Annotated in this window: 15 protein-coding genes; 5 read left to right on the plus strand and 10 right to left on the minus strand. The window is 69.1% G+C overall.

The window, feature by feature from the left end:
* Positions 1–202 precede the first annotated feature (202 nt).
* Positions 203–2,116 carry a trypsin-like peptidase domain-containing protein gene (locus ACF8O7_RS15745; protein ID WP_047218883.1) on the plus strand — a complete coding sequence of 638 codons (1,914 nt, stop codon included), beginning with the start codon at positions 203–205 and terminating at the stop codon, positions 2,114–2,116.
* An 80-nt stretch (positions 2,117–2,196) separates the two neighbouring features.
* On the opposite strand, the gene ACF8O7_RS15750 is transcribed toward ACF8O7_RS15745, so the two are convergent.
* The 3 genes from ACF8O7_RS15750 to ACF8O7_RS15760 are packed head-to-tail and all read right to left on the minus strand — an operon-like array spanning position 2,197 to position 7,659.
* Entirely contained in the window at positions 2,197–5,049 is a 2,853-nt protein-coding gene (locus ACF8O7_RS15750; RefSeq protein WP_392443761.1) for an Hsp70 family protein, read from the minus strand.
* Between the two features lie 58 nt (positions 5,050–5,107).
* Positions 5,108–6,973, minus strand: a complete 1,866-nt coding sequence (locus ACF8O7_RS15755) for an Hsp70 family protein (RefSeq protein ID WP_280047480.1) — start codon at positions 6,971–6,973, stop codon at positions 5,108–5,110.
* Positions 6,974–6,975: 2 nt separating this feature from the next.
* Complete coding sequence (locus tag ACF8O7_RS15760; protein ID WP_047326411.1) at positions 6,976–7,659, minus strand: DUF2760 domain-containing protein; 684 nt, start codon at positions 7,657–7,659, stop codon at positions 6,976–6,978.
* A 196-nt stretch (positions 7,660–7,855) separates the two neighbouring features.
* Here ACF8O7_RS15760 and ACF8O7_RS15765 point away from each other — a divergent pair, with 196 nt between their 5' ends.
* The 3 genes from ACF8O7_RS15765 to ACF8O7_RS15775 all read left to right on the plus strand — a co-directional run bounded on the left by ACF8O7_RS15765 (position 7,856) and on the right by ACF8O7_RS15775 (position 9,841).
* Entirely contained in the window at positions 7,856–8,005 is a 150-nt protein-coding gene (locus ACF8O7_RS15765; RefSeq protein ID WP_013800628.1) for a hypothetical protein, read from the plus strand.
* Between the two features lie 155 nt (positions 8,006–8,160).
* Positions 8,161–9,036: a hypothetical protein gene (locus ACF8O7_RS15770; RefSeq protein ID WP_043823815.1), complete on the plus strand. Its 876-nt coding sequence runs from the start codon at positions 8,161–8,163 to the stop codon at positions 9,034–9,036.
* A gap of 100 nt (positions 9,037–9,136) precedes the next feature.
* Complete coding sequence (locus ACF8O7_RS15775; protein WP_392443763.1) at positions 9,137–9,841, plus strand: riboflavin synthase subunit alpha; 705 nt, start codon at positions 9,137–9,139, stop codon at positions 9,839–9,841.
* A 13-nt stretch (positions 9,842–9,854) separates the two neighbouring features.
* On the opposite strand, the gene ACF8O7_RS15780 is transcribed toward ACF8O7_RS15775, so the two are convergent.
* Entirely contained in the window at positions 9,855–12,374 is a 2,520-nt protein-coding gene (locus ACF8O7_RS15780; protein WP_244387812.1) for a heavy metal translocating P-type ATPase, read from the minus strand.
* A gap of 148 nt (positions 12,375–12,522) precedes the next feature.
* Between ACF8O7_RS15780 and ACF8O7_RS15785 the strand changes: the two genes are divergently transcribed.
* A complete protein-coding gene (locus ACF8O7_RS15785) occupies positions 12,523–14,433 on the plus strand; it encodes a bifunctional metallophosphatase/5'-nucleotidase (protein ID WP_392443765.1) in 1,911 nt (636 codons plus the stop codon).
* Positions 14,434–14,544: 111 nt separating this feature from the next.
* On the opposite strand, the gene ACF8O7_RS15790 is transcribed toward ACF8O7_RS15785, so the two are convergent.
* From ACF8O7_RS15790 to ACF8O7_RS15815, 6 genes are read right to left on the minus strand one after another with little or no spacing between them, the layout of a single operon-like run.
* Positions 14,545–16,272 carry a biotin carboxylase N-terminal domain-containing protein gene (locus ACF8O7_RS15790; RefSeq protein ID WP_043791818.1) on the minus strand — a complete coding sequence of 576 codons (1,728 nt, stop codon included), beginning with the start codon at positions 16,270–16,272 and terminating at the stop codon, positions 14,545–14,547.
* On the minus strand, positions 16,269–17,891 hold the full coding sequence (locus ACF8O7_RS15795) for a carboxyltransferase domain-containing protein (protein ID WP_392443767.1): 1,623 nt from the start codon (positions 17,889–17,891) through the stop codon (positions 16,269–16,271). Before ACF8O7_RS15795 ends, ACF8O7_RS15790 begins: the two co-directional genes overlap by 4 nt.
* Positions 17,892–17,900: 9 nt before the next feature.
* Positions 17,901–18,659: a LamB/YcsF family protein gene (locus ACF8O7_RS15800; protein ID WP_016454390.1), complete on the minus strand. Its 759-nt coding sequence runs from the start codon at positions 18,657–18,659 to the stop codon at positions 17,901–17,903.
* Positions 18,660–18,692: 33 nt separating this feature from the next.
* Positions 18,693–19,361, minus strand: a complete 669-nt coding sequence (gene pcp, locus ACF8O7_RS15805; RefSeq protein WP_016454391.1) for a pyroglutamyl-peptidase I — start codon at positions 19,359–19,361, stop codon at positions 18,693–18,695.
* A gap of 16 nt (positions 19,362–19,377) precedes the next feature.
* Positions 19,378–20,331 carry a DUF979 domain-containing protein gene (locus tag ACF8O7_RS15810; protein ID WP_392443769.1) on the minus strand — a complete coding sequence of 318 codons (954 nt, stop codon included), beginning with the start codon at positions 20,329–20,331 and terminating at the stop codon, positions 19,378–19,380.
* Between the two features lies 1 nt (position 20,332).
* Positions 20,333–21,082 (minus strand): DUF969 domain-containing protein, encoded by a 750-nt coding sequence (locus ACF8O7_RS15815; protein WP_016448769.1) that lies wholly within the window; start codon positions 21,080–21,082, stop codon positions 20,333–20,335.
* Between the last annotated feature and the right edge of the window lie 354 nt (positions 21,083–21,436).

Here is a 21,436-nt window from a genome sequence, read left to right on the forward strand (position 1 = left end):
CTGGATCAGATCCTTGGTAGATGACAGGGGGCAGATGTGTGGGGCAGGCACGGCGCTCGCAGTGTCCGCACCCGGCTGCCGCTGCAGCGCAGCGACCATTCTAGGAAGCGCCGGACGGCCCTGCCGTCACCGGGCTGTCACGCACACAACACCTAAAATGCCCGGGTTTCGCAATATCCACCAATCCGTTGAGAGGGAGCTCATGACCGATCTTTTCGACACCACTGCGCGCAGGGGCTTGCGCAGCGTCGCGCTGGCGCTCGCCCTGGCCGGCAGCCTGGGGCTGGCATGGGGGCAGGAATCTGCCTACCCCGCCATGAGCGTGGACCACCATGTCCAGCCTCTGAACTCCCCTCGGGAATTTCTGGCATCTCGCAGCTTGGCCGCCCCTTCCGAGGTCACACCACTGCGCGTGGAACTGGGCGCATGGAAGGAGTACCACGCCGCATCGGCCCCGCAGGACGGCGCCATGCAGGTGGGCGCGCAGCGACTGAGCACACAGACGGCCACGACCGACGCGCTGGCCTCGCAGTTGCAATGGCACTCCACGGCCTCGGGCGGCCTGGTGGCCGCTGTCAGCCTGCGTTCGGAAGGCGCCTACGGCATCCGCATGGGCGTCGAGATGCAGCAACTGCCAGGCAGTGCGCTGCTGCGCGTATATGCGCGTGACCATCGTGCGGGCGCCTACGAGATCGCCGGCCAGCGCGTGCTGCAGGGTCTGCAGGCCAATCTGGAGGCGGGAGACAAAACCACCGATGGTCGCACCTGGTGGACGCCGGACACCGGCGGTGACGAGGTGACGCTGGAGATCGAACTGCCACCCGGCATTCCCGCCGACGCGCTGCGCATCGCCATCCCGCGCGTGATGCATATCCACGAGAACCTTTCGCTTCCGCTGGAAAGCGAAATGCAGTTCTCGGCCCAGCTCAACGAGTCCCTGTCCTGCAATCTGGACTCCACCTGCTACGACAACTACAGCACACAACGCAATGCCGTAGCACGCATGCTCTATGTGAAGAACGGTGCGGGCTATTTGTGCACGGGTACGCTGCTCAATGACAAGGCCGCTTCCGGCACGCCTTACTTCATTACGGCCAACCATTGCATCAGCAGCCAGACAGTGGCTTCCACCCTGGAAACCTCCTGGTTCTATCGCACGCCCTCCTGCAACAGTCGCACGTTGTCATCCGCAAACAGGGTGCTGCGAAACGGTGCCACCTTGCTCTATGCGACAGCGGACTACGATTCCACACTGCTGCGCCTCAACGATGCGCCCCCAGCCGGTGCGGTGTTTGCAGGCTGGACCAGCCAGACAGTGGCTGGTGGCACCAGCATGGTGGGCATCCACCATCCCCGAGGCGATCTGCAGAAAATCAGTTTCGGCACAGTCTCCAGATCAGTCTCATGCGAGCCTTCCAGCGAAGGGATGATGAAATGCGCCAATGTCAGCGGTGGCTTCAACCTGGTGAACTGGGATCAAGGGCTGACGCAAGGAGGCAGCAGCGGCTCGGGCATGTTCGTGGAAGGACGTTTGGCCGGGGTCCTCTATGGCGGCGACGACCAGACTTGCCCTGCCTCTGGCGGCATGTCCATCTATGGACGCTTCGATCTGCTGTTTCCCAATGTTCAGAAATGGCTTGCAGCAGACCCGATTACCGGCACCTCCCAGACACGTACCCCCGTCTATCGCTTCTTCAATCGGGTCACCGGTGCGCATTTCTATACAGCCAATGCACAAGAGCGCGATCAGGTGATTGCAACCTATCCGGCCTTCCAGTATGAAAACGTGGCCTTCTATGCATCCACCCAAATGCAACAAGGGCTGGATCCCGTATTCCGCTTCTTCAATAGAAATACAAGCGCGCATTTCTTCACCATCGACGCCTTCGAGCGCAACCAGGTGAAGATCTACTATCCCGGCTTCATCGATGAAGGCATCGCCTGGTATGCCGCCACAACTGCAGTCAATGGAACAGTTCCCATATTCCGCTTCTTCAACGAGCAGACTGGTGCGCACTTCTACACCATCAACATTGCAGAGCGGGATCAGGTGATCACCAAGTATCCCTTCTTCAAATATGAGGGTGTGGGCTACTACGTCTGGAAAACCCAGTAAGCACGCGCACTGCACCTGCTGCAGTGCCTCCCCAAGAAGAAGGCCCCGCACTGCGGGGCCTTCTTCTTGGGCAACAGCCGTCACCCCACCAGCACCAGCCCCGGCGGCAGGCTATCCCCAAAGCTGCGCTTCGCATCCTGGGCGTCCATCTGCTGGACCTGTTCCACCAGGTCGATCCAGCGCTGCGGTGCACCGGCGCCGCGCAACCGCTCCAGCACCAGGGCGCGCTGGGCATCGGGCAGGTCCAGCGCACGGTCGCCCGTCATGCGGGCCATCTGAACGGCGGCGAACATGGCGGTTTCATTGCGGCGCCAGTCCTGGGCCAGGGTGGCGTCGAGGAACTCCTGCGCGGCCTCGGGCGGCATGACGCGGTGGGCGTTGGCGGCCAGCGGCATGCGCGCGGCCAGCCGGCCTATGGCCCACCAGGTCTGCACGGATTCACCAGGGTGCTTCAGCCGCTGCAGCATCCACTGGCCCATTTCCTGGCGGTACTGCCAGGGCACGGCCTCCATGGCGGCGAACAGGCGCAGCATGTCGTCGTAGCTGCCATGGGCGGACTTGCCCTGGCTGCGCTGCGTGGACTGCTGCACGGCCTTTTGCATGTGGCCGGCAACCTCTTCCAGCAGCTCCATCTGCCGGGCCTCGTCCAGGCCCGCGGCCACGCGGCGCCAGAACACCCACCATTCGGTGCGGTTGGCCGCCTCACCGCCATGGCCCAGGCCCTGGCCATGCAGTTGCCAGACCTGCTGCATGCGCCAGCCGTCCAGCTCGGCGCCCACGCCGGGTCGCAGGCACCAGCCTGCCAGGTTCAGCCAGACGCGCTCGTGCTCGGCCGTGCGGCGGCGGCGCCTGGCGCGGGCCAGCAGGGCGTCGAACAGTGCGCGCAGCAGCGGCAGGTCCCAGTCCTCGCGCGGGCCCAGCCGTCGCTCCAGCGACTGGCGCAGCTGGCGGACCTCCTTGGCCGTCACCTCCTGGGCCTGGCTGCCGAAGATGCGCTCGATCAGGGCCACGGCGTCCGCCAGCCGGCCCTGCCGGGCAGAACGATCGCCGGTGTCCTGCGCATCTGCGGCCAGCGCACCACGCACGCTGAACGGCAGCAGCCACTGGCGCTGCGCATCGTCGGCGGCCACGCAGCGCACCTCCAGCGTGCCGACCTCGGTCATGCAGGCCTGCAGTTGCACTTCGACCTGGGCCTTGTCCCGGCCTTCGGGCGCGGGCAGCACGGTGGACAGGGCGGGCAGCTCGACCCAGCCCTCGCCGTCGAGCGCCGCGATACGGCCGGCCTGCGCAGGCGCCGCCGCCAGGCTGTTGGCCACCAGCGAAAAGCGCACGGCCTGGCCCAGGCGCAACGCAAAGCGCCGGCCGGAGAGCACGATGCGCACGCCCTCCTCCGTGCCGCGCGGCAGCAGGCAGATGCCCTGTGGTGCGGCACCCGCCTTCTCGGGCAGGACCAGCCAGTAGCTGCGCGGCGAGCCACCGCCGATGCGCGGTACCGGGGCGGGCACCGTCCGGGCATCTTCCGATTCCGGCAGATCCTCAGACGGACGGCTCTGGACATGCATGGCCAGGCCATGCGCCGCTGCGCCGCGTGCAACGGCCCAGTCGGGATGCGGGTTGTGCAGCAGGCGCAGCGGCTGGCCGCGCCAGGCCTGCAGCTGCGCCACCAGCCGCTGGGCCAGCGCATGGGCGTGGAAGACGCCGCCATTGAGCAGGACCGCATCGGGCAACTCCCCAGCCGCGTGCTGCGCGAGGAACTGCGCCAGGTGCCGTGTGATCGCCGCATCGGCAGGATAGGGTAGCCCCAGGCCGCGCAAAGCGCCCTGGCGCCGGGTGGGCAGATCCTGCAGGCCGGCCAGCGGCATGAAGCCTTCGACCACGGCCTCGCGCACCTCGTCGCGGCGCAGCGTGGCCGTGCGCGTCTGCGCCAGCAGCTTCGATCCGCCGCCCAGCAGGGTCACGGCCACGGACTCGGGCGCATCGTCGGCCAGCAACTGTTCCTTGGCCATGCGGCAGCGCTGCACCAGTTGGGCGAAGCGTGCGGCGGGCAGACGCTCGCCGGGCGGGGCGAACTGCGGCTCCAGCCGATGGGCCAGCGCCAGGTCCATGTTGTCGCCGCCCAGCATCAGGTGCTCGCCCACGGCCGTGCGTGTCAGCACGGGCAGGCCTCCAGCTTCAGCGGGCTGCACGCGGATCAGGGTCAGGTCGGTGGTGCCGCCGCCCACATCCACCACCAGCACCAGGCGGCAGTGCGCCAGCTCGGCCGCCAGGCGTTCGCCCTGCAGCACCAGCCAGTCGTGGAAGGCGGCCTTGGGTTCCTCCAGCAATTGCACCGCAGGCAGACCGGCCAGCCGCGCGGCCTCCAGCGTCAGTGCGCGCGCGCCTTCGTCGAATGAGGCCGGCACGGTCAGCACGACCAGCTGGTCCCTCAGCGGCGCGCCGGGGTGCGTGCGGTCCCAGGCCTGCCGGACATGGTCCAGGTAACTGGCCGAGGCCTGCAGCGGCGACAGCCGGGCCACCTCTTCGGGCGCGCCCCAGGGCAGGATGGCCGCCGTGCGGTCCACGCCCGCGTGCGACAGCCAGCTCTTGGCACTGGCCACCAGGCGCGACGGCACGGCCGCGCCCAGGTCACGCGCCCAGCGGCCATTGACAGCGGGCGCTTGCGCATCGGCGCCCAGTGCCGCCCAGGGCTGCTGCCAGGCATCGCCCAGTTCGCCGGGCGCCGCCTGGTAGCGCGCAGAAGGCAGCAGCACCTGGGCAGCGACCTCGCCAGCCGAGACACGCTGCGCCACGGGCAGCAAGGCGATGTCGGCCGCCGTGCCGCCCACGGGCACATGCGCCACCACGGTGTGGCTGGTGCCCAGGTCGATGCCCACGATGTGGGCGGCGTCGGGAGCGAAGGGGGTGGCGGAGGCGGGGGCGGCAGTATCAGGCATATCGGCAGTCATACAGGGCACGGTGCGCGGCCCGGACCGGGCCTGCCGCCGGGGCGGGCTACGCTACATCGGCCCGCACGTCGAACTCCACCTTCCAGCGTTCGTCACCACCCACGGGCACGGCGTTGAGTTCCAGCGTGCCGATGTCGGTCACGCGCGCATGCAGGGTGACGGGCACGATCTCGCCGGGCGCACGGCCTTCGGCGGGCAGATGGGCCTCGATTTCCTGCAGCTCGACCAGCTCCTCGGGTCCCCAGAAGTCCAGCACGGTGCCGACCTGGTCGGCGCGGCGCACGGAGGAGCCGAAAAAGCGCAGGCGCACGGGCTCGCCCACGACCAGGCCGAATTCCTGGGTGTCCAGCGCCACCTCGGTGCCCTCTTCCATGCCGAAGGGCGCCAGGCACAGGGCCGAGATGGGCGGCTCCATGCCGGGGATGGCGGGCATGTTGCTTTCCACGCCCACGTAATAGCTCTGCGCCGTGCCGCCACGGATGCGCACGCCACGGCCCGCAGCCGCCACATGGCCGAAGTAGGCGGCGCCGCGCGCCACGGCCAGGTCGAGGTTGGCGCCGTCCAGCAGGCGCGCGGGTTGCGCGCCTTCGCCGGCCAGCCAGCCGTTGACGACTTCCAGGATGCGCTGCTCGATCTGCGGCGCCTTGAGCACGCCGCCGTTGAACAGGATGGCCGAGGGATGCAGGAAGGACGCGCCCTCGGGCTGCGTGCCCTGGAGGCCTTCGATCTGCTCGGTGGCGCCGGCCTGGCGCGAGAGGAAGGCCGCCAGGTGGCGCGTGACAGCTGCGTCCTGCGCATAGGGCAGGCCCAGCTGGGTCAGCGCGGCGCGCGCGCGGGTCTGGGGCTTGTCGGAGACGGCTGCGCGCGGGAAGAAGCCTTCCACCAGCATCTGCAGCACCTCGTCACGCGTGACCTCGGTGCGGATGCTGCCGCCGATGAGCTTGCTGCCCCGGCTGGGCACGACCACGGGCACGGACTGCAGCGTGGCATCGGCCAGCAGTTGCTCCTTGGCCTGGCGGCAGCCATGGGCCAGGGCACGGGTCTGCCAGGCGTCGAGCTGCTTGCCCTCCTGGGCCAGCTTGCGGGCCACGCCGTAGGCCAGGGCCAGGTCCATGTTGTCGCCGCCCAGCAGGATGTGCTCGCCCACGGCCACGCGCTGCAGCTCCAGGCCGCCGTCCTTTTCCAGCACGGCAATCAGCGACAGGTCGGTGGTGCCGCCGCCCACGTCCACGACGAGGATGATCTCGCCGCTTTGTACCTGCTTGCGCCACTGGCCGCCGCTGGCCTGGATCCAGCTGTACAGCGCAGCCTGGGGTTCCTCCAGCAGCGTGAGCTTCTGGAAGCCCGCCGCGCGGCAGGCCTCGGCCGTCAGCTCGCGCGCGGCCGGGTCGAACGAGGCGGGAATGGTCACCGTCACATCCTGGGCATCGAACGGCGCCTCGGGATGGGCCTGCTCCCAGGCCCAGCGCAGGTGCGACAGGTAGCGGATGGAGGCGGTCAGCGGCGAGACGCGGTGCACCTCTTCGGGCGCATCGGCCGGCAGCAGGGGCGAGCGGCGGTCCACGCCCGGATGGCACAGCCAGCTCTTGGCGCTGGAGACCAGCCGGATCGGCGTGGCCGCGCCGCGCGATCGCGCGAACTCGCCCACCACGAAGTCCTGGCTGGCGCCCCAGGGCAGGGCCATGTCGGCCGCAGTCAGCTCGCTTTCATGCGGCAGGTAGAGGAAGGATGGCAGCAGCGGGCGTGCCTCCACGCTGGAGGGGCCGGTGAGCTGGGGAATGTCCAGCACGCCCTGCTCCACCTTCTCGCCATCGCTGGCCTGGCGGTCCACATAGGAGAGCGCGCAATGCGTGGTGCCCAGGTCGATGCCGATGCTGTAGCGCGCCTGGGAGGATTGAAGGGACTGGTCCATGCTCACAGCTCCACCTCGGCCTGGGCCACGATGGCGGCAGCCTTGTGATCGGTGAGCTGGGGCAGGCGGACATCGTCCACGCGCCAGCCACGGTGGCCCAGCGTGCCCGTGAAGGGTGCCTGGCCGACCACGTTGCCCGTCAGGCGCACGGCGGCGGCATCAAAGCCTGCGGCCAGCGTGACGCGGCTGCCTTCGGCCTCCGTCCGCACGGGGGCGATGCTGAAATGCTCACGCAGCACCTTGCGGCAGCCTTCGTGCACCACGCGCGCGGCGGCGCCGATCTCGGCGTCGGCATAGCCGGCCACGTCTTCCTGCACGAAGTCCACGAAGCGGGCCTCGCGCTGCAGCAGGCCCAGCAGCTGCAGGGCGGCGGTGCCAGCGGGTGCGGCCGGCTCCACGACGGTCTTTTCGACGATCTTCTCGACCGGCACCTCGACACGCTTTTCAACCACTTTCTCGACCACCTTTTCGACAGGCACCTCGACACGGACCTCGACGATCCGGTCCACGGGCACCTCCACGCGCACCTCCTTGGGTGCGGGCGGCGGCACGTCGGCGGCCAGCGGCTCGCCGTCGCGCAGGCGGGACACATCGGCGGCCAGGCGGCCGTTGCCGAGGATGGCGAAGAAACTGCCGATCGCGATGGCGATGCGGCTCAGGAACGAGGGGGGAGTCTTGGAATTCATGGGCTTCTCTTGGCGAGAGGACCCTGCCGGGCCGATCGCCGCGCAGCAGGGCAACCGGGCGCCGATGGTCCTCCACCGGGCGCCCGCAGGGTCCGTGATGTTACCCAAAGCAACGAAGCCCCGTCCTGTACACGGCCCCATGCCCCCGTGCGCAAATGGCCTCGCGGCATAATCGCGGCTGCTCCTGCCCCTGTCCATGGCCCATACACGCCTTTTCCGCCACGCCCCGACCCGCTGCACCGCCTTGCGCGCGCAGCGGCCGCAGCGCGTGCACGGCGTGCCCACGGCCTTCATCAGCCTGTGCGGCTTCACGGCCCTGCTTTCCGCCGCCGTGCGGAAAGCCTGAGGTCCACCCCCAGCTTCCCGCACGGCCCCCGCAGCGAATCCCGCATGCGAAGCGCATGCCAGGAGCTGCCGGCCCACGCCCCGCACCTCCCTGGCCTGCACGCCTTTTCGGCCGCGCCGCCGCATGGCGCAGCCGCCTTGACCCCGGAGCCGATGATGGACATGGAACTCTCCCAAAACTTTCTGCGTGCCAAAAGCCCCTGCGCGGCGGGCTTTCGCTGGTTCGTGCGCAACCGCCATGACGGCAACGACTACCAGCGCGTGCTCGACGCCCTGGTGGGCGATGGCCGCGTCGAGGATGCGCGCTGGCTCATGAACCAGTTCGGCCCCACCGACGCCGTGCTGGAGGTCGATCACCTGGAGGCCGATGCCCTGGTGTTCGCGGGCAGCGTCGTCGTGCATGGCGAGCTGCGCGTGCCCGGCCTGCTGGCCGTGGGCCGCACGCTGCAGGCCGGCGCCGGCATCCACGCCGGCCGCATCGAGGCCGGCCAGGACCTGCACAGTGGCGGCGCCATCTTCTGCAGCGGCCCGCTGCAGGCCGGCGGCCTGGTCAAGGCCGCCTGGAGCGTGGACGTGCACGAGGAACTGCGCGCCGAGGACGTGCGCGCCGGCTGGGAGCTGCGCTGCGGCGCCGACCTGCGCCTGGGCGGAGGGGCCCAGGCCGGCCAGGACATCGAGGTGCAGGGCGCCATCCGCTGCGGCAAGGGCCTGCGCGCGGGCGGCAGCATCCGCGCCAGCGGCCTGATCGAGCTGGGCCATGGCCTGTACGCTGGCGCCGACGTGGAAGGCGGCAGCCACATCGAGGTGGACTGGGGCATGCGTGCGCTGGGCGACATCCGCGCGGCCTGCAGCATCCGCGCGGGCGAGACCCTGCATGCCGAAGGCGAGATCGCGGCCGGCCCCGGCTACGGCATCTATGCGGGCATGAACGTGCAGCAGGATGCCTGGCCGTCCTGTGCCTGGGTGCATGCGGCGCAGCGCCCGCCGGCACTGCTCAGCGGCTGGTGGGAGGAGGCAGCGGCACCGGCCTGATGCCCGCAGGGACACGCCGGCCTGCGCCCCCGCAGCGCAGCGCCGCGATGCAAAATACCCGCTTCGCCGCCGACCGGGCGGCTCCAAGGAATCCCACATCGTGTTCACCGGCATCATCCAGGCCGTGGCAAGCATTGCCGCGATGCGCGACCAGAACGGCCTGCGCACCTTCACCCTCGACTTTCCCGAAGGCTTCTGCCAGGACCTGGCCATCGGCGCCAGCGTCTCCACCGACGGCGTGTGCCTGACGGTGACGGAGATCCTCTCGCCCACGCGCGCCACCTTCGACGTGATGCTGCAAAGCCTGAACATCACCACGCTGGGCGGCTATGCCGTGGGCGGGCGCGTCAATGTGGAGCGCGCGGCAAAGGATGGCGCCGAGATCGGCGGTCATCCGCTGTCGGGCCATGTGGATTTCACCTCGCCCGTGCTGGAAGTGGCCTCCAGCGACACCAACCACCGCATCCGCTTCGGCATTCCCGAGGGCTTTCGCCACTACGTGTTCGCCAAGGGCTACATCGCCATCAACGGCGCCAGCCTCACGGTGTCCGAGGTGGACCGTCAGGCCGGCTGGTTCGAGGTGTGGCTGATCCCCGAGACGCGCCGCATGACCGTGTTCGAGTCCAAGGGCGTGGGCGACCTGCTCAATGTGGAGATCGACCGCAGCACCCAGGTCGTGGTGGACACGGTGCGGGAGACCGTGCAGCAAAGCCTGGGCCGCCTGCAGCCCGTGCTAGAAGCCTTGCTCAAGGAAAAAGGCCTGAGCCTGGACGACTTCATAGACGTCCCCAAGCTGCCCGGCTGACTGCCTTCGTCGTTCAACGCCCTGCCGCCAGCGGCGGATTGAAACGCCGCAGGCGCAGCGCGTTGCTGAGCACGAAGACGCTGGACAGCGCCATGGCCCCGGCCGCGAACACGGGCGACAGCAGCGTGCCGTTGACGGGGTACAGCAGGCCCGCGGCCACGGGGATCAGGGCCACGTTGTAGGCAAAGGCCCAGAACAGGTTCTGGCGGATGTTGGCCATGGTGGCCTTGGACAGCGCAATCGCATTGGGCACGCCGCCCAGGTCGCCTGACATCAGCACCACGTCGGCCGCCTCGATGGCGATGTCCGTGCCCGTGCCGATGGCCAGGCCCACATCGGCCTCGGCCAGGGCCGGCGCGTCGTTGATGCCGTCGCCCACATAGGCCAGCGTGCCGTGCTCGGCCTTCAGGCGCTTGACGGCATCGACCTTGCCGCCGGGCAGCACCTCGGCCACCACCTCGTCGATGCCCAGCTGGCGCGCAATGGCCTCGGCCGTGCGGCGGTTGTCGCCGGTGATCATGGCCACCTTCAGGCCCAAGGCGTGCAGCGCGGCAATGGCGGCCGGCGTGCTGTCCTTGATGGGATCGGCCACGGCGATCATGGCGGCCAGGCGTCCGTCCACCGCGGCATACAGCGGCGTCTTGCCTTCGTCGCCCAGGCGCGCGGCCTCGTCTGCCAGCGTGTCCACCTGCAGGCCCAATTCGCGCATGAAGCGGTCGGCACCGATCTCCACGCGCACGCCGTCCACCTGGGCGCGCACGCCAAAGCCTGTCACCGATTCAAAGCGATCCACAGCGCCCAGCGGCAGATCCTCGGCCTTGGCAGCATCCACGATGGCGCGCGCAATCGGGTGCTCGGAGCGGTCCTCCACGGCCGCCACCAGCGCCAGCACGCGGCTACGCTCGCCCTCGAAGCCCGGGGCCAGCACCAGGTCGGTCAGCTCGGGGCGGCCTCGCGTCAGCGTGCCCGTCTTGTCCACGGCCACCACGCGGGCATCTTTCAAGGTCTGCAGGGCCTCGCCCTTGCGCAGCAGCACGCCCATCTGCGCGGCCCGGCCCGTGCCCACCATGATGGAAGTGGGCGTGGCCAGGCCCATGGCGCAGGGGCAGGCGATGATGAGCACGGCCACGGCATTGACCAGCGCAAAGCTCAGTGCGGGCGACGGCCCCCAGGCCAGCCAGGCGCCGAAGGTCAGCAGGGCCACGGCCATCACGGCCGGCACGAACCACATGGTGACCTGGTCCACCAGCGCCTGTATGGGCAGCTTGGAGCCCTGGGCCTGCTCGACCATGCGGATGATCTGCGCCAGCAGCGTGTCCGCGCCCACCTTGGTGGCGCGAAAGGCCAGTGCGCCGTTCTGGTTCACCGTGCCGCCGACCAGTTCGGCACCCGGAGTTTTCTCGACCGGCACGGGCTCGCCGCTGATCATGGATTCATCGACGAAGCTGCTGCCCTCGATGACCTCGCCATCGACGGGAATGCGCTCGCCGGGCCGCACCTCGATGGTGTCGCCCGCACGCACGGCGGCGATGTCCACTTCCTGCACGGCGCCGTCCTTGCGCACGCGCGCCGTCTTGGCCTGCAGGCGCACCAGGCGGCGGATGGCCTCCGAGGTATTGCCCTTGGCGCGCGCCTCCATGAAGCGGCCCAGCAGGATCAGCGCCACGATCACGGCCGCCGCCTCGTAATACACATTCACCGTGCCGGCCGGCAGCCACTGCGGCACGAAGGTGGCCACCAGCGAATAGGCAAAGGCCGCCGAGGTGCCCACGGCCACCAGCGAATTCATGTCGGGCGCGCCGCGCAGCAGCGCGGGAATGCCTTTCTGGAAAAAGCGCAGGCCCGGCCCGAACAGCACGATGGCCGACAGCAGGCACTGCAGATACCAGCTGTTCTGCGTGCCGATGGCCTGCCCCACCCAATGGTGGAAGGCCGGCACCATGTGGCCGCCCATCTCCAGCACGAACACCGGCAGCGCGAACACTGCGGCCACGATCAGCGAGCGCTTGAGCGAGGCCCGCTCGCGCGCCTGGCGCTGCTCCGTGCCGTCTTCGGCCGGCGACTGCGCTGCGCCGCCTTCACTGGCCGGGTTCGCGCTGGCGCCCAGCGGACGCGCTTCGTACCCGGCCTTGTGCACAGCTGCCACAAGGGCCGCCACATCTGCACTGCCAGCCAGCGTCACCACTGCACGCTCGGTGGCCAGGTTCACGCTGGCCGATTGCACGCCTTCCACCTTTTTCAGCGCACGCTCCACGCGGCCCACGCAGGAGGCGCAGGTCATGCCCTCCACTTCCAGTTCCACGCTGGACTGGGGCACTTCGTAGCCGGCCTTCTCGATGGCTGCAATGGCGGCGGGCAGATCGGCCGCGCCCTCGAAGCGGATGCTGGCCTTTTCGGTGGCCAGGTTGACCACGGCTTCCTGCACGCCCGGCAGCTTCTTGAGCGCGCGCTCCACACGCCCCACGCAGGAGGCGCAGGTCATGCCCTGAACGGGCAGGTCTATGGCCATGCCGGCCTTGGTCGATGCATTCATTGCCTGACTCCTTTGTTCTCGCATGCAGGCACTTTAGAGATTGCCACCATGTCAAGGTCAAGCCCCCTGCAGGGCGCTTTCATCGCCATGTCATCTGCCTTGCCCAGCATCGGCGGCCGTGACAAACCGATACAGAGAGAACCCGTTCATGTCCTTGACCTCCCATCGCCCCGCCCTGCGCCCGCTGGCCGTGGCCCTGGCTGCCTCCGCCCTGATCGCCGGTTGCGGCGGCTCCGGCAACGACACGCCCGCAGGCCAGCCGCTGGAGCTGCGCATTCTGCACATCAACGATCACCACTCCACGCTGGAGTCCAAGAGCAAGACCCTGCAGCTGGACGCCGGCACGGGCAAGGCCGAAGCCGTGGCCGTGGACGCCGCAGGCTTTGCGCGCGTGACCCAGGCCATCGAGGAGCTGGCCACGCAGTCGCCCAACGTGCTCAAGCTGCATGCCGGCGACGCGCTCACCGGCACGCTGTACTTCAACCGCGCAGGCGCCGACGGCGAGGCCGATGCCGCCCTCATGAACACCGTCTGCTTTGACGCCTTCACGCTGGGCAACCACGAGTTCGACAAGGGCGACAGCGGCCTCAAGTCCTTCCTGGACCGCCTGCGCGCCGGCACCTGCAAGACGCCCGTGCTCAGCGCCAACGTGCGCTTTGGCGCCAACTCGGCCCTGAACGCGGCCAAAGCGCCCGGCTATGTGAACCCCTCCACCGTGGTGGAGCGCGGCGGCCAGAAGATCGGCATCGTCGGCCTGACCATTGCGGGCAAGACCAAGGCATCGTCCAGCCCCGATACCGACACCACCTTCGAGGACGAGGCCACGGCGGCCCAGCGCGAAATCGACGCGCTGCGCGCCAAGGGCATCAACAAGATCATCGTCATGAGCCACGTGGGCTATGAGTACGACCGCCAGATCGTGCCCAAGCTCAGCGGCGTGGACGTGGTCGTGGGCGGCGACTCGCACACCCTGCTCGGCCCCGACGTGCTCAACACCACGGGCGTGGGCACGCCCGGCGGCGCCTACCCCACGCGCCTGACCGACAGGGACGGCAGCCCCGTCTGCGTGGTCCAGGCCTGGGAGTACGCCCAGGTCGTCGGCGACCTCAAGGTCCAGTTCGACGCCGACGGCCGCGTCACCCAGTGCACGGGCACGCCCCATGTGCTCATCGGCGACAGCTTCACCATCGCCGGCAAGGCCGCCACCGATGCGCAAAAGACCGCCCTCAAGGCCAGCGCCGCCGCCACCGGCGTGCTGCGCGTGACCACGCCCTCGGCCAAGGCCACCGCCGCGCTGCAGCCCTTCAAGGACAAGGTTGCCCAGTTCAACCTCAAGCAGGTCGCCACCGTGCCCCGGGAACTGTGCTCGCGCCGCGTGCCCGGCGGCGTCGGCACCATGAACTACAGCCAGTCCAGCGCCGCCTGCAATGCCGAAGGCAGCGTCAGCGTGCGCGGCGGCGACATCCAGCAGCTCGTGGCCCAGGCCTACCTGGAAGAAGCCAACCGCCACTACGGCGGCGCCGACATCACCCTGCAAAGCGGCGGCGGCGTGCGCATCCCGCTGCTGGGCCAGGTCACGGCCGCCCAGGTCATCCAGGTCCTGCCCTTCGGCAACAAGCTGTTCCGCCTGGACATCACCGGCACGGAAGTCAAGGGCATGCTCGAGGACGGCCTGCAGGCCGTCTACGGCCCCAGCGGCACGACCGGCCCCTACCCCTACACGGGCGGCCTGCGCTTTGACGTGAATGCGGCAGCGGCGGCCGGCCAGCGCGTATCGGGCATCGAGGTGTACGACAACGCGAGCAAGTCGTGGAAGCCGCTGGATACGGCGCGCACGTACAAGCTGTTCGTGCTGAGCTTCAATGCCACGGGTGGCGATGGCTACAAGACGCTGGCGGCCGTGCCTGATGCGCGCCGTCTGGACATTGGCGTGCTCGATTCCGATGTGTTCTTCAACTACATCGAGAGGCAGCCGGTGGATGCGGTGTCTGGTCTGCCGCTGCTGTCGCGGCTGCCGGCGGATCTGTACAGCACGCGTAGTTTTCAGGGTGGGCGCTGATTAGTTCACGCTCTTTTTTGAGACCCTGCCGGGGGGTGTTTTTCGAGGCCGGGTCTCGGCCCGGCCTCTGCCCCAGAGGCACAACACAATCAAAAACAGGTCAACCAGAAATCAGCCAATCCGAGCAATCACAGCCCCCAACACCTGCGCCTTCCCCGCCTCAGCTACCAAAGCCACCACCCCACTGCGATGCGCAGTCACCTGCATCTCCATCTTCATGGCCTCCATGACGGCAATCACATCGCCCTCCTGAACGGTGTCGCCATCCGCCACCTTCCACGCATGCAGATTCCCTGCAATGGGTGAGGTGACGGCAGCGGGGTCCACTGCAGATTCGGCAGCCGGCGCGGCAGCCACACCGCCGCCAGCCGATGCCAGCCCCTGCAGCAGCACCGCAGGCAGGCCCAGCGACACCCGGCGCCCGTCGATCTCGACCGCGCAGCGCACCAGGCTGGCGTCGGGCAGCGGCTCGGCGCGCACGGCGGCGGCCAGGGGTTCGGCGAAGTCGGATTCGATCCAGCGCGTGTGGACCTTGAAGCCGTCGTTGCCCACGAAGTCGGCATGGCCGATGACGGCGCGGTGGAAGGGCAGGACGGAGGACAGGCCTTCGATGCGGAACTCGGCCAGGGCGCGGCGGGCGCGGGCCAGGGCCTGTTCGCGCGTGGCGCCGCTGACGATGAGCTTGGCCATCAGCGAGTCGAAGCTGCCGGGCACGACCGAGCCGGTCTGCACGCCCGTGTCCAGGCGCACGCCGGGGCCCGAGGGCGGGTCGAACCGCACCACGGGGCCGGGCGTGGGCAGGAAGCCCCGGCCCACGTCTTCGGCGTTGATGCGAAATTCGATGGAGTGGCCCAGCGGCGCCGGGGTTTCGGTGATGGACAGGGGCAGGCCGTCGGCCACGCGCAGCTGCTCGATCACCAGGTCCACGCCCGTGGTCTGCTCGGTCACGGGGTGCTCGACCTGCAGGCGCGTGTTGACTTCGAGGAAGGAGATGGCGCCGCTCTGGCTCAGCAGGAATTCCACCGTGCCCGCGCTGACGTAGCCGGCCGCCGCGCAGATGTCGCGTGCGGAGCTGTGGATGCGGGCGCGCTGATCGTCGCTGAGGAAGGGCGCCGGGGCCTCTTCCACCAGCTTCTGGTTGCGCCGCTGCAGCGAGCAGTCGCGCGTGCCCAGCACGACCACGTTGCCGTGGGTGTCGGCCAGCACCTGGGCCTCGATGTGGCGGGGGCGGTCCAGGAACTGCTCGACGAAGCATTCGCCGCGGCCGAAGGCGGTGACGGCCTCGCGCACGGCCGAGTGAAAGAGTTCCTCCACCTCGTCCATGCGCCACGCGATCTTCATGCCGCGCCCGCCGCCGCCGAAGGCGGCCTTGATGATGATGGGCAGGCCGTGCTGCTGGGCAAAGGCCAGCACTTCGCCGGCATCCTTGACGGGGTCGGGCGTGCCGGCCACCAGGGGAGCGCCGACCTGCAGGGCGATCTTGCGCGCCTCGACCTTGTCGCCGAGCTTGGCGATGGTCTCGGGCGTGGGGCCGATCCAGCGCAGGCCCGCATCCAGCACGGCGCGCGCAAAGGCTTCGCTTTCGGACAGGAAGCCGTAGCCGGGGTGCACGGCGTCGGCGCCGCTCTTGTGCGCGATGGCGATGAGCTTGGCGATGTTCAGGTAGGTGTCGGCCGGGCGCTCGCCGTCCAGGCCATAGGCCTCGTCGGCCATGCGCACGTGCAGGGCGTCGATGTCGGCATCGGCGTAGACGGCCACGGATTTCACGCCGTAGTCGGCGCAGGCGCGGGCGATGCGGACGGCGATCTCGCCACGGTTGGCAATCAGGACTTTTTTCATCGCAATACCTTCAATTGTTCTGCAGGCGCTGGGCGCCTTGCGCGCCGGGGGGAATATTCCTCGAAGGCGCGAATGGGGTTGAAGCGGATCCAGGCGCCCACGGGAATCTGGCCGGCCAGATCGAGGTGGTGCGGCGCCACGCAGCCGATGACGGGATAGCCGCCCGTCAGCGGATGGTCGGCCAGGAACAGCACGGGCTGGCCGCTGGGGGGTACCTGGATGGCGCCCAGCGGCGTGCCTTCGCTGGGCAGCTCGCCGGCCACGGCGCGCTCCAGGGGCTGCTCGCCCGCCACGCGCAGGCCCACGCGGTTGGACTGCGGCGTGACCTGCCAGCGCTGCGCGGCCAGCAGGGCCACGGCATCGGGCGTGAACCAGTCGGTGCGCGGGCCCAGTTCCACGTCCAGCACCACGTCCTGCCCGGCGGTGGGCAGGGACTCGGGCGGCAGCTCGGGTGCGGACACGGCCGTGCGGTCCGCAGCCCGCACGGGCAGGATCTGGCCCACGGCCAGGGCGGCTGGGCCGACATTCGCCAGGGTGTCGGTGCAGGCGCTGCCCAGCACGGGCGTGACGGCAAAGCCGCCGCGCACGGCCACATAGCAGCGCGCGCCGGCCACGGGCTGGGCAATGGTCAGCAGGTCGCCATCGGCCAGGGCCACGGCCTGGTAGCGCGGCACGCTCCAGCGCTGGCCGGACCCGGTGGTCACGGTCAGGGGTGCATCGGCGCCCGTGATGGCGACCACGGTCTCGCCCTGGCTTTGCAGCGACAGGCCACCGCCCACGGTCTCCAGCACGGCCAGGTCGCTGGCATTGCCGACCAGGCGGTTGGCGGCCTTGAAGGCTGCCTGGTCCATGGCGCCCGAGGCCGAGACGCCCTGCCCGGCCTGGCCCAGCCGGCCCCGGTCCTGGAACAGCGTCATCAGGCCCGTCGCCTTCACGCGCAGCGCGTTGCCTTCATGCGGCGCGGCCTGCGCCACGGCGGGCGCGGGCGCCTCATCCACCTGTGCCATGCCGGCCGCATCGACAAAGCGCACGCGGTAGCCGGGCTGCAGCAGCGCAGGCAGTTCGCGCGCCAGGTCCCACATGCGCGCCGAGGTGCGGCCTATCAGTTGCCAGCCGCCCGGGCTGGCCTGGGGATAGACGGCGCTGAACGTGCCGCCCAGCGCCACCGAGCCGGCCGGCACGCGCGTGCGCGGCGTGGTGCGGCGCGGCACGTTGAAGATCGGATCGCCCCCGCTGAGGTAGGCGAAGCCGGGCGCGAAGCCCGTGAAGGCCACGGCGTACTCGCTGCCCGTGTGGCGGCGCACGACTTCCTCGGGCGTGATGCCCAGCAGCTGCGCCACATCGGCCAGGTCCTCGCCGTCGTAGTGCACGGGGATTTCGACCAGCACATCGCTGCGCTCGGCGCGCTGGCTCAGGTCACGCGCGGCGATGCAGTTCACCAGCTCGGCCACGCCCACCTGGGCGGGGGTGAACTGCACAAGCACGGTGCGCGCGGCCGGCACCAGCTCCTGCACGCCGGCGATGGGCTCGCGCTGCAGCGAGCCCAGCAGGGCCAGGGTTTCATCCAGGTCGGCCAGCTCCACCAGCAGGGCCTGGCGGTTGACAGGTAGAAAGCGCATGGCCACTCCTCAACCCGCGAAGGAGGAAATGCGCACGCCCTCCTGCTCGAAACGCTCGCGCAGATGGCGTGCGATGGCCACGGCTCCCGGGCTGTCGCCATGCACGCAGATGGAGTCGGCGGCAATGCGCACGGGGCTGCCGTCCACGGCCTCGACCACCCCTTCGCGCACCAGCATGAGCATGCGCGCGGCGATCTGGTCCACGTCGTGCAGCACGGCGCCCGGATCGCGGCGCGAGACCAGGGTGCCCTCGGGCGTGTAGCCGCGGTCGGCAAAGGCCTCGGCCACCACGGTCAGGCCTGCGTCGCGCGCCCAGTCGATCAGGGGCGAGCCGGCCAGCGCCACCAGCACCAGGCTGGGGTCGATGGCGCGCATGGCCGTGATCACGTCGGTGGCCTGGCGCCTGTCGTGGGCGATGGTGTTGTAGAGCGCGCCGTGCGGCTTGACGTAGCGCACCTCGGTGCCGGCCACGCGGGCCAGGCCCTGCAGCGCGCCGATCTGGTAGATGACGCCGGCCACCAGGTCGGCGCTGGCCACGTCCATGTTGCGCCGGCCGAAGCCGACCAGGTCGGGATAGGACACATGGGCGCCGACGATGGCGCCGCGCGCGCGGGCGGCCTTGAGCGTCTCCAGGATGCCTGCCGGGTCGCCGGCATGGAATCCGCAGGCCACGTTGGCGCTGCTGACGATATCGAGCATGGCGGCATCGTCGCCCATGCGCCATCCACCCAGGCTCTCGCCAAGATCACTGTTCAGGTCAATTTTCATCGTTCTCTCCTCACCGGACTCGGTGCACGGGGTTCAGTGCAGCTGGCCGGCGTTTTCCTTCAGATCCTGGGACACGGTCAGGGCCGTGCGGATGGTCTCGCGCACGGCAGCCACCTGGTCGGCCAGCGACATGCTGGGCATGCCCGGCTTGCGCGCTGCCTGCTCAGGCAGGGCCGGCACATGGATGAAGCCGCCCCGCGCACCCGGCGCAGCCTTGCCCTGGGCCAGCCAGTGCATGAGCGCGAAAAACACGTGGTTGCAGACAAAGGTGCCCGCCGTGTTGGACACGGAAGACGGAATGCCCCGCGCACGCAGGTTGTGCACCACGGCCTTGATGGGCAGCGTGGAAAAGTACGCGGCGGGCGCGCCCGGGATCACCACCTGGTCCACGGGCTGGCGCGCCGCATGGTCGGGAATGCGGGCGTCGTCGATATTGATGGCCACGCGCTCGGGCGTGAACTCGCTGCGGCCGCCGGCCAGGCCCAGGCTGATGACCAGCACCGGCTGCAGCTGCGCAAGCGCCTCCTGCAGCTGGCGCAGCGATTCGCCGAACACGCAGCGCAGCTGCAGGCCGTGGACGGTGGCGCCCTCCACGATCTCGCCATGCAGGGCACGCGCCACTTCCCACGAGGGATTGACAGGGTCCTGCTCGAACGGCTCGAAGCCGGTCACCAGGATGCGCGGGGAAGTGGAATCGGTCATGGCAACAGTCCGTCCTTTAACGGAACATCAGGAAATACATGAGGAAGACGTTGGCCGTCAGCAGGGCCAGGGCCGTGGGCACCTGGGCGCGGATCACGGCATTCTTGTCGATCTCCAGCAGCGCGGCGGGCACCAGGTTGAAGTTGGCCGCCATGGGCGTCAGCAGGGTGCCGCAGTAGCCCGAGAGCATGCCGATGGCCGCCATCACGGCCGGGTCGCCATGGTAGACGCCCACCAGAATGGGCACGCCCACGCCGCCCGTCATCACCGGGAAGGCCGCGAAGCCATTGCCCATCACCACCGTGAACAGCGCCATGCCGAGCACGTAGACGGCCACGGCCACGAAGCGGATGTCCATGTTGATATAGGTGGTGGTCACATAGGCCACGGCCTTGCCCACGCCGGCGTCCGAGAACACCAGGCCCAGCATGCCCAGCATCTGGGGCAGCACCAGGGCCCAGCCCAGCGCATCGGTCAGGCGGCGCGATTCGCGCATGCCCTGGGCCGGCGTCTCGCGGGTCAGCCAGCAGGCCAGGCCCAGCGCCAGCACGCAGCCCACGCCCAGGCTCACCAGCGTGGTGGCCTTGGGGTCCAGCAGGGGCGTTCCGCCGAAGACCAGGTGCGAGGCGCTCAGCGTGCCCACCATGGTGATCAGCGGAATCGCCAGGGCCGGCACGAACAGCTTGTTGCCCAGGCGCTTGGCGCTGGCCAGGTATTCTGCATCGCTGCGCGGCGCGTGGCGGCCGCTGCCCACGCCACCGAAGCCGGCGATCAGCGCCATGGCCACGGCGATCACGCCCACGACCACGGGCGGCAGTTCATTGCCCACCAGGAAGACGGCTGCATACAGCGCCCAGAACAGGCCGCTGGACCAGCGCTTGGGGTTGCTGGCATCGCGCAGCGTCATCACGGCCGTGACGGCCAGGACGAAGCCGACCAGGTAGTACAGGTGTTGGATGGTCAGCGTCATTTCAGGCTCCCTTGGCTTGGGTGGCGTTGGCATTGGCCGCGTCGGCTGCGACGCCCGCCTTGTACTGGGCCAGCTCGCGCTCGAGCATGCGGTCCAGGCGACCCAGGCGCCAGGCGTGGATCACGAAGGCGCAGATGGCCGTGGGAATGCCCCACAGCGCGACGTGGATGGGCTCGACCTCGATGCCGGCTTCCTTCAGGAAGGTGGTCATCAGCACGATGGCGCCGAAGGCCACGAAGATGTCCTCGCCGAAGAACAGGCCCACGTTGTCCGTGGCGGCCGAGTAGGCGCGCAGCTTGTCACGCACCTTGGCGGGCAGGATGCCGAAGCGCGACTGGGTCGCGCCTTCGGCCATGGGCGCCAGCAGCGGACGCACCATCTGCGGGTGTCCGCCCAGGCTGGTCAGGCCCACGGCGGCCGTCAGCTGGCGCGCCGCCAGGTAGACGATGAGCAGGCGGCCAGCGGTGGCCGACTTGATGGAGCTGATCCAGTTTTGCGCGTGCTGGCGCAGGCCATGGCGCTCCAGCAGGCCGATCACGGCCAGCGGCAGCAGGATGATCAGCGGCAGGTTGCGCGTCTTGATGAAGCCCGTGCCGATGGTGGCCAGCACCTTGTCGACGGGAAAGCCCGCCGCCAGTGCCGTGCCGATGGCCGTGACGATCACGACCAGCATGGGATTGAAGCGCAGCACGAAGCCCGCAACGATGATGGCCACCCCGATAAGCGGCCAGAGATTGACGTCAGTCAGCATGTTGATTCCCCCTTCACACCCCCGGTGCGGAGCGGCCGTCAAGCCGCCCCGCAGGCCCAACCCGGTGGCGTGGAGTGCGCTGCCAACCTGGTTTTGTTCAACAAAACAAAGAATTTGTCTTACAGAAACGAATTGTGAATAAGACAATCAGCGCATGCTGATAGTACAAACCCGCATATCGTTGCCCAAGGATTGAGCACGCACGGGGTTTTCAAATGCCAAAAGCTATCGGATATTGAACATCCATAGAAGGCATTAACACAACAATGCCCCTGCCCCGGTATCGCCTGTGACGAGGCCGCCTCCTACAATGGGCCGCCCTCCCGGCCTGCGGCGCACGCGTGGCAGTCGGCG

Source organism: Delftia sp. WSY_16 (assembly GCF_043104415.1).
GTDB lineage: Bacteria > Pseudomonadota > Gammaproteobacteria > Burkholderiales > Burkholderiaceae_C > Comamonas > Comamonas tsuruhatensis.

Excerpts from the sequence above, each read along its gene's own strand:
- ACF8O7_RS15745 (WP_047218883.1), top strand. The coding sequence starts at position 203 with ATGACCGATCTTTTCGACACCACTGCGCGCAGGGGCTTGCGCAGCGTC.
- ACF8O7_RS15750 (WP_392443761.1), bottom strand. The coding sequence starts at position 5,049 with ATGCCTGATACTGCCGCCCCCGCCTCCGCCACCCCCTTCGCTCCCGAC.
- ACF8O7_RS15755 (WP_280047480.1), bottom strand. The coding sequence starts at position 6,973 with ATGGACCAGTCCCTTCAATCCTCCCAGGCGCGCTACAGCATCGGCATC.
- ACF8O7_RS15760 (WP_047326411.1), bottom strand. The coding sequence starts at position 7,659 with ATGAATTCCAAGACTCCCCCCTCGTTCCTGAGCCGCATCGCCATCGCG.
- ACF8O7_RS15765 (WP_013800628.1), top strand. The coding sequence starts at position 7,856 with ATGGCCCATACACGCCTTTTCCGCCACGCCCCGACCCGCTGCACCGCC.
- ACF8O7_RS15770 (WP_043823815.1), top strand. The coding sequence starts at position 8,161 with ATGGACATGGAACTCTCCCAAAACTTTCTGCGTGCCAAAAGCCCCTGC.
- ACF8O7_RS15780 (WP_244387812.1), bottom strand. The coding sequence starts at position 12,374 with ATGAATGCATCGACCAAGGCCGGCATGGCCATAGACCTGCCCGTTCAG.
- ACF8O7_RS15785 (WP_392443765.1), top strand. The coding sequence starts at position 12,523 with ATGTCCTTGACCTCCCATCGCCCCGCCCTGCGCCCGCTGGCCGTGGCC.
- ACF8O7_RS15790 (WP_043791818.1), bottom strand. The coding sequence starts at position 16,272 with ATGAAAAAAGTCCTGATTGCCAACCGTGGCGAGATCGCCGTCCGCATC.
- ACF8O7_RS15795 (WP_392443767.1), bottom strand. The coding sequence starts at position 17,891 with ATGCGCTTTCTACCTGTCAACCGCCAGGCCCTGCTGGTGGAGCTGGCC.
- ACF8O7_RS15800 (WP_016454390.1), bottom strand. The coding sequence starts at position 18,659 with ATGAAAATTGACCTGAACAGTGATCTTGGCGAGAGCCTGGGTGGATGG.
- pcp (WP_016454391.1), bottom strand. The coding sequence starts at position 19,361 with ATGACCGATTCCACTTCCCCGCGCATCCTGGTGACCGGCTTCGAGCCG.
- ACF8O7_RS15810 (WP_392443769.1), bottom strand. The coding sequence starts at position 20,331 with ATGACGCTGACCATCCAACACCTGTACTACCTGGTCGGCTTCGTCCTG.
- ACF8O7_RS15815 (WP_016448769.1), bottom strand. The coding sequence starts at position 21,082 with ATGCTGACTGACGTCAATCTCTGGCCGCTTATCGGGGTGGCCATCATC.